10 protein-coding genes are annotated in these 12,651 nt (G+C 72.5%); all 10 read right to left on the bottom strand.

Going from position 1 to position 12,651, the window contains the following annotated elements:
- Positions 1-9 precede the first annotated feature (9 nt).
- The 10 genes from IPJ78_10720 to IPJ78_10675 are packed head-to-tail and all read right to left on the bottom strand — an operon-like array spanning position 10 to position 12,647.
- Entirely contained in the window at positions 10-1,137 is a 1,128-nt protein-coding gene (locus IPJ78_10720; GenBank protein ID MBK7907019.1) for a glycosyltransferase family 4 protein, read from the bottom strand.
- Positions 1,134-2,201, bottom strand: a complete 1,068-nt coding sequence (locus IPJ78_10715; GenBank protein ID MBK7907018.1) for a glycosyltransferase — start codon at positions 2,199-2,201, stop codon at positions 1,134-1,136. Before IPJ78_10715 ends, IPJ78_10720 begins: the two co-directional genes overlap by 4 nt.
- 11 nt (positions 2,202-2,212) lie before the next feature.
- On the bottom strand, positions 2,213-3,316 hold the full coding sequence (locus IPJ78_10710) for a glycosyltransferase family 4 protein (protein ID MBK7907017.1): 1,104 nt from the start codon (positions 3,314-3,316) through the stop codon (positions 2,213-2,215).
- 23 nt (positions 3,317-3,339) lie between these two features.
- Positions 3,340-5,253 (bottom strand): glycosyltransferase, encoded by a 1,914-nt coding sequence (locus tag IPJ78_10705; protein ID MBK7907016.1) that lies wholly within the window; start codon positions 5,251-5,253, stop codon positions 3,340-3,342.
- Positions 5,250-6,407: a glycosyltransferase family 4 protein gene (locus IPJ78_10700; GenBank protein MBK7907015.1), complete on the bottom strand. Its 1,158-nt coding sequence runs from the start codon at positions 6,405-6,407 to the stop codon at positions 5,250-5,252. Before IPJ78_10700 ends, IPJ78_10705 begins: the two co-directional genes overlap by 4 nt.
- A gap of 11 nt (positions 6,408-6,418) precedes the next feature.
- Entirely contained in the window at positions 6,419-7,312 is an 894-nt protein-coding gene (locus IPJ78_10695) for a glycosyltransferase (GenBank protein MBK7907014.1), read from the bottom strand.
- 6 nt (positions 7,313-7,318) lie between these two features.
- The gene (locus IPJ78_10690; GenBank protein MBK7907013.1) at positions 7,319-8,161 is read right to left on the bottom strand and encodes a class I SAM-dependent methyltransferase; all 843 of its coding nucleotides are present in this window, start codon (positions 8,159-8,161) and stop codon (positions 7,319-7,321) included.
- On the bottom strand, positions 8,158-9,606 hold the full coding sequence (locus tag IPJ78_10685; GenBank protein MBK7907012.1) for an O-antigen ligase family protein: 1,449 nt from the start codon (positions 9,604-9,606) through the stop codon (positions 8,158-8,160). The genes IPJ78_10690 and IPJ78_10685 overlap by 4 nt, the downstream gene beginning before the upstream one ends.
- Positions 9,607-9,613: 7 nt before the next feature.
- Positions 9,614-10,267, bottom strand: a complete 654-nt coding sequence (locus tag IPJ78_10680; protein ID MBK7907011.1) for a hypothetical protein — start codon at positions 10,265-10,267, stop codon at positions 9,614-9,616.
- Positions 10,268-10,286: 19 nt separating this feature from the next.
- Positions 10,287-12,647 (bottom strand): polysaccharide biosynthesis tyrosine autokinase, encoded by a 2,361-nt coding sequence (locus IPJ78_10675; protein ID MBK7907010.1) that lies wholly within the window; start codon positions 12,645-12,647, stop codon positions 10,287-10,289.
- Between the last annotated feature and the right edge of the window lie 4 nt (positions 12,648-12,651).

The following is a 12,651-nucleotide window of genomic DNA, read 5'->3' as shown; positions in this document are numbered from 1 at the left end:
GTCGCGTCGTCATGCCGTGACCTCGCGGAGCACGCGCAGGTGCTCGGCGGCGATCCGGTCCCATGAGTAGCGTGCCGAGCTCTCCGCGATCGCGGCGCGCATCCGGGTGCGGAGCGCGGTGTCGTCGCGGAGCTGGAGCACGTGCGCCCGCAGCGCGTCCACTCCCATCGCGCTCAGGAAACCGTTCTCGCCGTGGGTGATGAGGTCCTCGGTCCCGTTGATCGCGTGCGCGACGATGGGGAGCCCGCAGCCGGCCGCTTCGAGCGTCACGAGGGAGAAGGCCTCATAGCGCGAGGGGAAGAGCAGGAGGTCGGCGGCCTGGTACCAGTGCTGCGGTTCGCGCGACGGGCCGGCGAAGTGGACCTGCGACACCGCGTCGACGCTCGCCGCGTGCGCGCGCATCGCGGCCTGGTCCCCGTTGCCCACGATCGCGAGCATCACATCACGCTGCCCCGCGATCGCACTGATGGCGTCCCGCACGCCCTTCCGCTCCCAATCACCGCCGACGAAGAGGGCGATGCACGCATCCTGCGGAAGGCCCAGGCGCGCGCGGAGGGCGGCGCGCGCCGGCGCGTCGACCGGGTGGAAGGTCGCGTGATCGACGCCGTTGGGGATCACCGTGATCCGCGAGGCGGGCACGCGATAGAACTCTTCGAGCTCGCGTCCCACGCCGGAGGAAACGGCGATCACGCGGCGGAGGCGCGCCGCGCCGTACGCCCGCCGCTCGTCGGCGACGAAGCGCGATTGCACCGCGCGCTGCCATACGCCGCGCAGGCCGCGCCCGCCGCGGAGCCCGCCGAAGCGCGCGGTGAACGCCGCCTGGCAGAACTGCGCGGTGATCACGTCCGCCTCGCGCACGGCCGCGCCGATCGATTCGACGACCGTCGTCCCTCCCGCGGCGACGACCGCAGCCGCGGCGCGCGCCGCAGCCCGAGCGAAGAGCGTCGTCCGCACGATCGTCGGTGCCTGCGGGAGCGCGATGGGCACATGACGCAACGCGACGCCGGGCAGCTCGCACGCGCTCGCGATCACCGTCAGCTCGAGCGAAGGCGCGAGCCGCGTGAGGACCTCCGCCGCGGCGCGTTCTTGCCCGCCGCGGCGATGGACCTCGAGGGCGACGAAGGCGAGGTGGATCATCGGAGGGCGGAACGGTACAGCGCCACGGTCTCATCCACCATCCGCGTCACGTGGAAGCGCTCCAGTCCGGTGCGCGCCTGAACGGCCTGCCGCGCCCGCGCCGCCGGATCGCGGAGCAGGGTGTCGAGCGCGGCGGCGAGCCGTGCCGGGTCGCGCGCCGGGACGAGCACACCGGCCGCCCCGTCGTCGAGCGACTCCGGCACACCATCCACGGCGGTCGCGACGATCGCGCATCCCGCCGCGCGCGCCTCGCCGATCACGATCGGGAACGACTCGCGCCGCGAGGCGAGCACGAACACCGCCGCCGCGCGTAGCCATGGGGAGGGATCGCGCTGGAAGCCGGCGAAGTGGATCCGCCCCGCGCCGGGCGACGCTACCGCCAGCGCCTCGAAGCTCGCGCGGTCCGGTCCATCGCCGACGAGATACAGCTGCGCGTTCGGGTGCGAGGGCGCGAGCAGGCCGAAGGCCGCGATGAGCTCGGCGATCCCCTTCCGTTCGTTCATCCCCGCGACTGTGACGATCGCCGGCTGCGCGAGCGCGGCGGGCACGACCGCCTCCGGGTCGGGGAGCCGCGGGCTCCCGACCGTGCCGTTCAGTACGACGCGGAGTCGCGCCTCCGGCACGCCGACGCGCCGCATCTCCTCGCGCACCATCGTGCCGCAGCAGAGCGTGAGGTCGGCGAGTCCCATCAGGCGCGCGCTGCGCTGGTAGACGTTGTGCACGTGCCCCACCAGCACCGGTCCCCCGCGTGCGCGAGGCGCGCGTGCGGCCCGCGTGAGCACCACGCCCGTCATCATGTGCGCATGCACCACGTCGATGCGATGCTCGGCGAGGAGGGCCTTCAGCTGATAGGTCGCACGCCACAGCGTGAGCGGGCGTCGCCGTTGGTCGATCCGGTGATGCCGGACACCCCATGCCGCCAGCCGCGACTCGAACTCGCCCCCCGCCGACGCGACGTGCACCTCGTGCCCCAGCCGCGCCTGGCCCCACGCGAGGTCCATCGCCGTGTTGATGATCCCGTTGCCGGTCTCGCGCACGGTGTTGAGCAGGTGGAGGATGCGCAGCGGCCGCATGGTCATTCCTCGGGCTCCAGCGCGAGGTCGAGGATGACCGCGGAGAGTCGCGCGGCGTACGCCTCGGCCGAGTACTCCTGCGCGCGGGCGAGGGCCGCGGCTCCCGCCTGCGCGGCGAAGGCGGGATCACCGAGGTAGCGCCGGATGGCCGTGGCCAGTGCGCTCGCGTCCCCGAAGGGCGTGAGCAGGCCATGCATTCCATCGACGATGATCTCGGCTGGACCGCCCGCGCTGCCGGCGATGACCGGCTTCCCGAGCGCCATCGCCTCGACGACCACGATCCCGAACGGCTCACGATCCGACGCGTGCACGATCACATCCATCGCCTGCATCCAGCGCGGCACGTCCCCCTGGTACCCGGCGAAGGTCACCGCATCGGACACGCCGCGCAGCGCGGCCAACGTGCGCAGCTCATCGCCGTAGCGCGGCTCGGTGTCGTGCGCGCCACCCACGATGACGAGGTGCGCGCCCGGATGCGCGGCGCGGACGGCGGGCATCGCTTCGATCACGGTGTGCATCCCCTTCCAGCGCTGCAGTCGCCCGACGATGCCGATGAGCGGCCCCGTGTTCGGAAGGCCGAACCGCGCGCGCAGCGCCGCTGGCGACTCTGAGCGCACCGCCGCGAAGCGCTCGAGCGAGGCCCCCGGATACACGAGTGCTTGCGGACGGTGCGGCCTGATGCGCGCCTGCGCCGCCGCGACATCACGCGAGAGCACCACCACGCCGCGCGCACGGCACCACGTCGCGAAGCGATCCATCCAATCCGGCGCGGGGAGTCCCACCTGGTACCACGTCGCCGGCACATCCGCGAGCCAGGCCGCCGGACCCGCGAGCAGCTGCGACGACACCATCCACCCGAACACCAGCGACACCTGCCGATCGCGCGCGAGCCGCGCGATCGCCCGGATGGCGCGGATCCGCTGCGGCAGGTCACGGATGCGCCCGGCCTCGATGAGGTGCGTCTCGATCCCCAGCGCGCGCGTCTCGGCGACCATCGGACCGTCCTTCGTGAACACCGCGATCCACTCGACGCCGTGCCCGCGCCCGTGCCGCATGAGCTGCTGGAACATCACCTCGCCGCCGCCGAGCTGTTCGCCGAGCGGCATGACGACGAGGACGCGCGGATCGGTCATGGCAGCGTCCCCGGCATGGGGATCCAGCGAGCAGGCGGCGGGGTCGTCCGGCGCGCCGCGCGCACCGTGGCACGAGCGGCCCGCGCCACCGCCCAGGCCTCCCACGCCCAGGCATGCCCCTGCGCGCGAAGCCGCAGCGCCGAGAGCAGTCCGGGCGCCGCGACGGTGCCCACCGACTCGGCCCACACCGTGAACAGCGCGTGACGCACCCATCCGAAGTGCTGCGACAGTGCGCGCGCCTCGTTGTGCACCGCGTCGCCGAAGGGCGCCGCCGCGAACCGCCCACGGTGCACTTGGTCCGCGCCGTCGCGCTGCGCGACGTGATGCTCCACCGCGATCGCCGGATCGTACACGAGCCGCCACCCTGCGCGCCGCAGTGGCAGGCAGAGGGCGAGCTCCCAGTGCACCTGCGCGCCATCGCCGCGCAGCGCGTCGTCCATTCCGACCGCGCGCACCAGCGGGGCGCGGAAGGCACAGTTCACGCCCTTGAGCACGTCCACGTCGCGCGCCGGCCCCGCCCCCAGATGATGCGCACCGACGACGCGACCGAACCACTGCACCACACCCACGGTCGCGGCCGCGCCGCGCTCGTGCGGCTGCCAGTCGCGGCCACCCACGCCGCCGATGTCGCGGTCGCTGCGCAACGTCGCCACCAGCCGCGCGATCCAGTCGGGTCGCGCCTCGGCATCGTCGTCGGTGAGGACGATCACCGAGCCACGCGCCTGCAGGATGCCTTCGTGCAGCGCCGCGACCACCCCGGGCGCGCGCAGGCGCGGCAACACGTACTGGGTGCCCTCGGGCATCGCCACCGCGCGCGCCGCCTCACGACTCGCCTCGTCGTCCTCGCGCGTCACGACGATCACCTCGTCGACGCGACGCGTCTGCGCCGCGAGTGCGCGCAGGCACCGCGTGAGGTCCGCGGTCCGCTTCCACGTCGGCACGATCACCGAGACCGTCGCGCCATCGTCGTGCGCTCCGTCCAGCGGCCGTCGCGCGAAGGCCTGCCGCGGGTCGATCAGCGCCGCGAGATCCGCCTCGCCCTCGGTGATGGGCACCGGGAACTCCGCGGCCGCCGCGCGCTCCCACTCGGCGCCATGCCTCAGCACCGCCGTGAGTTCGGCCGCGAGCGACGCGAGCGCACGAAGGGAGTCCATGCTCCACGGCAGCGAACGGATGATGCCGATGCGCAGCGAGGCGACGCCGCGGAGCAGCCGCCAGCGCACCGGACGCGGTGCGCCGAACTTGTAGAGGTAGCGCACCTCGGCGGCGCGGAGCAGGCCGAGCTTCCGCCCGGACGGTTGCCGACGCGGCGGATGATCGACCACGGCGTCGGGCACCCAGCGGCTCGCGATGCCATGCAGGCGCAGCCGCTCGCGCAGGTCCTGGTCTTCCATGTGCGCGACGGTGAAGCCCTCGTCGAAGCCGCCCACGTCCCGGAAGCGGTCCGCGCGCACCGCGATGTTGCACGACCAGAAGAGACCCCCACGCTCGTTCACGGGAGCGTAGTGCATCGGCGTTCCGAAGCCGGCGGCACAGGTGGTGCGGCCTTCGAGCGCCTCCGCGCGCGGATCCGCCGAGAGCGCGGCGGCGTAGCCCGCGAGCCAGCCGCGGTCCGGAAGCGTGTCGTCGTCGGTGAACACGAGCCACGGCGCGCGCGCCTGCCCCGCGCCATGGTTGCGATTGGCCGCGGGCCCGCGCGCCGGTCCCGCCACATAGCGCGCCCAGGGGAATCGTTCGGCGACGAACGCCCGCGTGGCCGCGCGCCGCGCGTCATCGCTGACGATCACCTCGTACTTCGACGCGTCTAGCGTCTGCGCGTCGGGAGCGAGGCGGTCCAGACACGCGGCCAGCGTCTCGTGCCGGTCGTACGTCGGGATCACCACCGACCAAGACGGTCCCGTGGCGCTCATATCGGTCCCGTCGCGACGCGCGTGAGCAGCGCGACGTAGCGCGGCGCGAGCGTCGCCCAGCCGAAGCGCTCGGCGACCGATGCGCGACGCGTCCGCGCCGCGGCGGCATCGGTAGGGAGCGCGCGAAGCGCGCCGATCGCGGCGACCGCGTCCTCGCGCGTCGCGATCGCGCGCCGCAGCCCCGCGTCTCCCACGACATACGCGGTCGTGGCGTCATCATGCGCGAGCAACGGCAGTCCCGCGCCGAGCGCTTCAACGTACGCGAGGCCGAATCCCTCGCCGCGCGAGAGCAGCGCGAACGTGTCCGCCGACGCGTACACGAGGCCCATCCGCTCCCTGGGCTCGGTGCGCCAGCCCCACCCATCGCCGAGCCGTTCGGTGGCGAGCGCGCGCAGTCCGGCGCCGTCCGGCCCGTCCGCGCCGACCAGCAAGAGGAACGGCCGCGGCGTGGGCAGCGCGGCGACCGCTTCGATGAGCAGGTCGGTGCGCTTGGTCGGCCGGTCGAGCTGTCCCACGCTCAACAGGATCTCGCGGTCCACCGGCAGGCCGAGCGCGACACGTGCGGCCCGGCGCGCCTCGCGTCGCGCGGCGTCGGTCGACGGCTCGACGAGCGGCGGGAGCGAGACCCCATGTGGGAGCAACGTCATCCGCTCCGCTCGTTCGCCGCGCGCCGCAGCCGCGTCGAGTGCCGCGGGCGTGAGCTGCTGCACATGGTCGCAACGGGTGTACGGCATGGTGGTGTTGCCACCGTTGTAGAACAGCATCCGCCAGCGCGCGCCGGTGAGGCGACGCCAATGCCAGAGCGCGTTCCCCAGGTTGAGATCGGCGAAGTACACGAGGTGGGGCGGGCGGAGCGCGAGCGCGGGAAGGAGACCGAGGAAGAACGAGCCCTGCTCGATGAAGTATGGGTCGCGTCCGAGCATCGCGCCGAGCCGATGTGCGGCCCGCGAGCGGCGCGGGAGGTTGGCGACCACGTGCTCCCCGGGCACATGCCCGTCACGGCCCCCCGCGAAGACCTCCACCGCGAGCGTCGGCTCGGCGGCGAGCGCCTGTGCAACATCGCGCGTGAAGGTCTCGAATCCGCGCCGTTCGTTGCCGAGGCCGGTGCAGGCGAGCAGGACGCGATGCGGCGTCTGGACGGGTTCCGGGGCCACGGGGCGCCCGCTCAGCCGCGCAGCAGACGGCGCGCGCAACCCGCGCCGGCGCGCGTGAGCAGCACGCCGGGATGCCGGCGCACGGCATGGGCGAAGCCGGCGCGCGCCGCCGCGCCGTCTCCCGCGTCGGCGAGCGCCGCTGCCTCCGTCACCAGCGCCTGCGCCTTGAGCAGACCGATCCGGTGCGAGGCGCGCAGGCGGTCGAGCGGCGCGAGCGAGGTCATGTACCGCGCGCGGATGATATCCCATTCCTTCTCGAACAGGGAACCCTCCGCCACCGTCTTGCTCGTCGCGTGGAAGCGGTAGGCCGCGACCGGGCGGTCGAGCGCCTCGCATGTCACGCCATGCGCGATGAGCGCCGCGTACAGGTTGATGTCGAAGAGATAGCGCAGCGATTCGTCGAACCCGCCCACCTGCTGCACCAGCGCGCGCGACCAAATGTGCCCCGGCTGCGCCATCTGGAAGCGCGACGAGAGCAGGTCGAGCATCCCGCGCGGGACCGTCGGCAGGTGCCACTCGTGCACCGGCATCTCCGCCGAGCCGAACCCCACGACGCCGCCGGCGATCCAGCGGGCGGCCGGCTTCGCGCGGAGCGCGTCGAGCAGCGACTGCAGCGCGCCCGGCAGGTAGACGTCGTCGGAGTTGAGGTACGCGAGCCAGGTGCCGTTGGCGCGCGCGATCCCCTTGTTGATCGCGTGCGACTGTCCGCGATCCTTCTCGCTCACCCACCAGGCGAGGTGCCGCTCGTGCCGCTTGATCACCTCCACGCTCTCGTCGGTGCTCCCGCCGTCGACGATGATGTACTCGAGGTCCGCGATCCCCTGCGAGAGCACCGAGTCGATGGTCTCCTGGAGGAACCGCCCCTGGTTGTACGACGGGGTGATGACGGTGAGCGTCGGTGGCATGGGGCCTCAGGCGCGCTTGCGCGCGACGAGGACGCGCGTGTCGGCGACGGACTGCCGCGCGCGCTCCCACGCCGCGCGGTCGAAGCGCGGTTCGTACGAGAGATGATCCTCCACCAGCACGATCTCGCAGCCGCCCGCGACGAGCTGCGCCTCGACCCGCTCCCACTCCACGTGGTCATCGGGCCAGATGTGCAGGTCCCCCTCGGGCATCCAGCGCGGATCGCGCCAGCGCTGCCATATGAGTCTCGGCCGGATCCGCGCCCAGTAGCGCCGCGGATCGACGAATCGCGTCCACCGCTTCTCCGGCCACACCACCGACTGCGCGAAGAATGCGGTCAGTTCGGGGCTCGGCGCCCAATACTGCGGCGCCTTCTCGTGCTCCAGCAGGATGACGCCGCCCGGCTTGGTCACGCGCACCATCTCCGCCACCAGCGCCAGATAGTCCGGCACATGGTGCAGCACCGAGTACGCCCCGACCAGGTCCACGCTCGCATCGCGCGCCGGCTGGAGGTCGCGACCGTTCAGCACCACCGGGAACACCCTCCCCGCCGCCGCGTGCCGCCGGGCGAGGTCGCGCACCATCCGCTCCGACACGTCACTCGCGTACACCTTGCCGGGATGCGCGAGCAGCTTGTCCGTCAGGTTGCCCGTGCCCGCGCCGATGTCGAGCATCACCCGCGACCCTTCCGCCGTCGCGCTCGCGATCGCCGCGACCGCGCGCGCCACCGACGCGGTGAGCCGCGCCTGCTCGATGTCGTTGAAGATCTCCGGGTGCCGCGCGTCGTACGCGCCGCCCAACCGGTCGTGCGCCGCGCGGTTCTCGGCGATCCGCCGGCCGGCCGAGGTCATCGCGCGCGCAGCAACGACGCGCGGTACGCCATCGTCGCGCCGGAGGCGAGGTTGTGCGCGTGCGCCGACACGCCGAAGCCGATGAGCACCCAGAACAGCGTGCCCGGCGCGCCGGTGAAGATCTCCGAGATGAGCAGGCTCGCGAGCAGGGCCGCAGCCCCCGAGCGCACCGCGTTCGCGAAGGGATCGAACTGCGCGTCGGCGAGCCGCATCCCCTGCACGACGATCCCGAACACGCCGAGGAAGAACATCAACCCGCCCGGCCAGCCGAACAGGTAGAACACCTCGAGCAGCCCGTTCTCGAAGTTGCGGATGCCGCCGCCCGAGCGCGCGGTGACCGCGCTGCCCGTGGCGCCCAGTCCGGCCCCCTCGGCGTACTCGAGGACGAGCGCATAGCCGGCACGCGCCGTCATCACGCGCTGGCGGAACGATGAATCGTCGCCGCCCGAGGTGATCGACGAGAGGCGCGACGTGATCCCCTCGCGGATGCGCGGGATCGTGATCACCGGCAGCGCGAGCAACCCGACGACGACGAGCGTGATCCAGTTCCGCGGCAGTTTGCGCGCCGGTTGCGTGACGAACTGCAGCCCGAGCCCGAAGACGAACCCGAGCCAGGCCGTGCGGATGCGCGAGAGCAGCAATCCGATGAAGCCCAGCACGAGCGACGGCAACCGTCCGCGCACCTCGGCCGACAGGAGGAGGAGCATCCCCACCTCCATCACGACCGCGAAGGTGCCCGGCATCGTCATCGATCCGAAGACGCGGACCGAGAAGGGTTCGGGGCGACCGATCGACTGCAGGTCGGTGCCGATCATCCAGATGCGGTCCCACGGCGGCATGACGACGAACTGCACCACGCCGTACAGGGCCGCCGGCGCGATCCCCCACGCGAGCGTGCGCACGAAGGCGCGCTTCATGTCCGGGTAGCGCCGCCAGTGCAGCGCGGTGTGCAGGCCGACGAGCGCCGGCGAGAGCCAGGTCAGGTACGCGTAGAACGCCGGCAGGAGCCCGTTCCGCAGGGCGCCGACGAGGAATCCGTACGTCACCGCGGCGATCACCAGCAACGCCGGCGCGAAGAGCACGCCGCGCAGCTCCCGGAAGAACCGGATCACCGTGAGGATCGCGACCGACGACGCCAGCACCGGCGCGGCGAGGGCGAGGTTCGTCGCCTGGAAGCCGTGGTGCATGTCGAGCACCCGGCGGAAGAGCGGCGTGTAGAGCCAGAGCGAGACCGTGAAGGCCAGGTAGGCCGCCGGCGAGCGCATCACCAGCGTGAGCGCCGTGACCGCCGCGGTGATCGCCCAGAGCGGGCCGAACGCGCGGCCCCCGACGCCGGCGAGCCCCGCCGCGGTGATCGCGAGGTACGCCACCACCACGAACGTCTGGAGCGAGGGCACCACCGACTCCCGGCGCGCCTCGGCCACGGGCACCGCGGTCGTCGTCATGCCGGACTCAGCGGACCGGCGGCGAGCCCGGGCGCGACTCGCGCGGCGGCATCAGGCCCTGGCTCCGCAGCGCGCGGCGCAGGCGGCGACGCCCCGAGGAGACGGCGTACCCCAGCAGGCTCACCGCCACCGTCGAGGCCGTGCCGTGCATGAAGAGCGAGAAGGGCGCGAACGCCTCGCCCGGCACCGCCACGGCGAGCGCGCCGGTCGGCGCCACGACCTGCATCCCGTTGAGCCGCTGGATCAGCCCCGCGTCCACGCCCCACAGCATCCCCGGCAGCGTCGTGGTGAAGCCCGACCCAAGCATCGGGTCGCTCGCGCGGAAGATGAACATCACGCCGAGCCAGAGCCCCACGAGCATGATCGTGCTGAGGTACAGCAGGCGCGACGTCAGCCCGCGCCGGTGCCGGCCGCGGCGACGGCCCGTCCACGACTGGTCGAGCATCCACCACGTGAGCAGCGACACCACGAACGTCAGCGTGAGCACCAGCGGGGCCGCGATGAGTTCCACCGCGAGCAGCACGAGCCCCACGAGCATCGAGGCCCCGAACTGCCCCGACGTCACCGGCTGTTCCGCGCCGGTGTCGAAGACGTCCGGCACGAGCTCCGGCCCGGACTCCGAGACCGGTGCGGCGCGCATCCCTCCTCGCGAGGTCCTCATGGCATCCCTCGGCGTCCGCTCATTTGCCGTAATCGTAGTAGTAGCCGTACCCCGAGCGATACCGCGACCCGCGACGGAACTCGACGTCGTTCAGCACCGCGCCGGCGAGGTTCACCTGGACGTTCCGCAACTGCGCCACCGCGAACCGCAGCTCCTCGCGGTCGGTCTTGTCGGCGCGGGCCACGAGCAACAGTGCATCGGCCTGCGCACCGATCAAGGCGCTGTCCGTGAACAGGTTGAGCGGCGGCGTGTCGAGCAGCACGTAGTCGTACTGCGCACGCAGGCGCTCGAAGAGCGGCTGCAGGCGCTGGGCGACCAGCAGGTCGGCGGGGTTCACGCTCGGCGCGCTGCCGAGCGGGAGCACGTCGATCGTGCCGCCCGACTCCATCGCCACGCGGCGGATGCACTCGCCCGGCGAGGCCTGCCCGTACATCAGGTCGAAGAAGCCCGGCGACGGCGCGATGCCGAACACGTCGTGCACCGTGCCACGCCGCGTCTCGGCGTCGATGAGGATCACGCGCTGGCCCTGGTGCGCCAGCGTCACCGCGAGGTTCACCGCCGTCGTCGTCTTGCCGTCGCCCGGGAGCGCCGAGGTCACGACGATCACGCGCGGCGCCTTGGGCGGCGTGAGGTAGTTCAGGTTGGTGCGCAGCGAGCGGTACGCTTCGGCCGCCGGCGTGTGGTAGTCGCGGCCGGCCGCGGGGAGGTCCTTCGCGCCTTCGGCCCCGGCCGCGCCTACGGCGACGGGTGGACCCAATCGGTACGCGCCGGTGCGCGCCTGCTGCTGCAGGTTCGGGATGATGCCCACCACCGCCACGCCGGTGACGTTGGCGAGGTCCGCCTCGCTGCGGATCGTCGTGTCGAGCCACTCGCGGAGGAAGGCGATCGACACGCCCACCACGAGCCCAGCGAGCACCGCCACCGCGAAGATGATCGTCTTCGACTGCGAGATCGACATCGGGGCACCGGCCGCCTCGTCGAGTACCTGCGCCGTCGAGTCCTGCACCGCCGCGGCGATCTCCGCCTCCTTCAGCCGCGACTGCACCATCATCGAGAGATCCTCGAGCACGCGCCGATTGCGCTCCAGGCGCTGGAACGTCAGCTGCTGCTCGGGGATGCGCTTCCGCGCCTCCTCGAGGGTCGCCACCCGCTGCTCGAGCACCACGATCTGCGCGTTCACGCTGCCGACGAAGCGGCGCGCGCGGTCCTCGATCACGTCCTGGATGGCGTCGATGCGCCGATCGAGCGCGCGCACGTCCGGGTCACCCGGCATGCGACGGTTGAGCAGCTGGTTCCGCTCGTCCACCAGCAGGCCGAGCCGCTCCACCTCGCTCTCGGCGATGCGCGCATCGCTGAAGGCATCGGTCGAGAGGATCCGTTCGAGCATCTCGCGGCGCCGCGTGAGCGAGTCCGTCGACCGCGGACCGGCGATCGCCGGCGCGAGCTGCTCGCGGATCCCGCGGAGCGTGGTCGCCGCGCTCTTGAGTTCGTTGATCTCGCTGAAGAAGTACTGCGCCTGGTCCTCGGGCGTCGTGATCCCCTCGCGGAGCAGGTAGTCGCGGATCTCCGACTCCGCCCCCGCGAGCTGCTCGTCGAGCGACCCGAGCTGCGCCTCGAGGTACGTCACCGTCCCGCGCGCGCTCACCCGCTCGAGGTCCATCTTGCGTTGCACGAACCGCCGCGCCACCGCGTTCGGGATCTCGCGCGTGAGCGCCGGATCGGTCCCGCGGAAGATGATCTTGAGGACGTTGGCGTCGCGGTTGGTCTGCAGCACGTCGAGCGACGAGCGCAGGCCGTTCGCCACCACCAGACGCGGCGCGAGCGCGAACTGCATCCGTTCCTGCAGCCGGCCGGCCGGGGAGAGCTGCAGGCGCAGCCCCGGGAGGTCGATCGGCATCGTGTCGCTGAAGGTCCCGAGCACCGCGTCGCCCGGCAGGCGCCGCACCTCGTAGCCGCCCGCCGTGCGGGTGAAGCGGTATTCCGCGTCCGGGGCGTCCGACGCGATCACCGCCCAGAGGACCAGGTCGCTGCGCGGCGTGCGCTGCGGCTGCAGCACCGCCAGCCGGAGCCCGAGCGAATCCACCACCTCGAGCGCGAGGTTCCGGCTCGTGATGATCTCCGTCGAGGTGGCGAGGAGCTGCTGGTAGTCGGGCCCGAAGTAGAACTGCGCTGTCGCGCTCGGGCGCGGTTCGTCGATGCGCACCGTGACCTCGGCCTGGTACAGCGGCTCCACCCGACGCGCCGCCACCACGCCCGCCGCCACCGCGAGGCCCACGCACACCACGATGATCCACGCGCTCCGCGAGATCGTCGCCCACCCGCGCCGCAGGTCGAGCGGCTGGTTCGGCTCCACCGGCACCACCATCGGGAGATTGCTCATCGCC

It is taken from the genome of Gemmatimonadota bacterium, assembly GCA_016714015.1.
Taxonomy (GTDB): Bacteria; Gemmatimonadota; Gemmatimonadetes; order Gemmatimonadales; family Gemmatimonadaceae; genus Pseudogemmatithrix.
This window is presented reverse-complemented; position numbering and strand designations above follow the sequence as displayed.

Bases quoted from the DNA above. Each gene is read 5' to 3' on its own strand.
- IPJ78_10720 (MBK7907019.1), bottom strand. From the start codon at position 1,137: ATGATCCACCTCGCCTTCGTCGCCCTCGAGGTCCATCGCCGCGGCGGG.
- IPJ78_10710 (MBK7907017.1), bottom strand. From the start codon at position 3,316: ATGCCGCTCGGCGAACAGCTCGGCGGCGGCGAGGTGATGTTCCAGCAG.
- IPJ78_10705 (MBK7907016.1), bottom strand. From the start codon at position 5,253: ATGAGCGCCACGGGACCGTCTTGGTCGGTGGTGATCCCGACGTACGAC.
- IPJ78_10695 (MBK7907014.1), bottom strand. From the start codon at position 7,312: ATGCCACCGACGCTCACCGTCATCACCCCGTCGTACAACCAGGGGCGG.
- IPJ78_10690 (MBK7907013.1), bottom strand. From the start codon at position 8,161: ATGACCTCGGCCGGCCGGCGGATCGCCGAGAACCGCGCGGCGCACGAC.
- IPJ78_10685 (MBK7907012.1), bottom strand. From the start codon at position 9,606: ATGACGACGACCGCGGTGCCCGTGGCCGAGGCGCGCCGGGAGTCGGTG.
- IPJ78_10680 (MBK7907011.1), bottom strand. From the start codon at position 10,267: ATGAGGACCTCGCGAGGAGGGATGCGCGCCGCACCGGTCTCGGAGTCC.
- IPJ78_10675 (MBK7907010.1), bottom strand. From the start codon at position 12,647: ATGAGCAATCTCCCGATGGTGGTGCCGGTGGAGCCGAACCAGCCGCTC.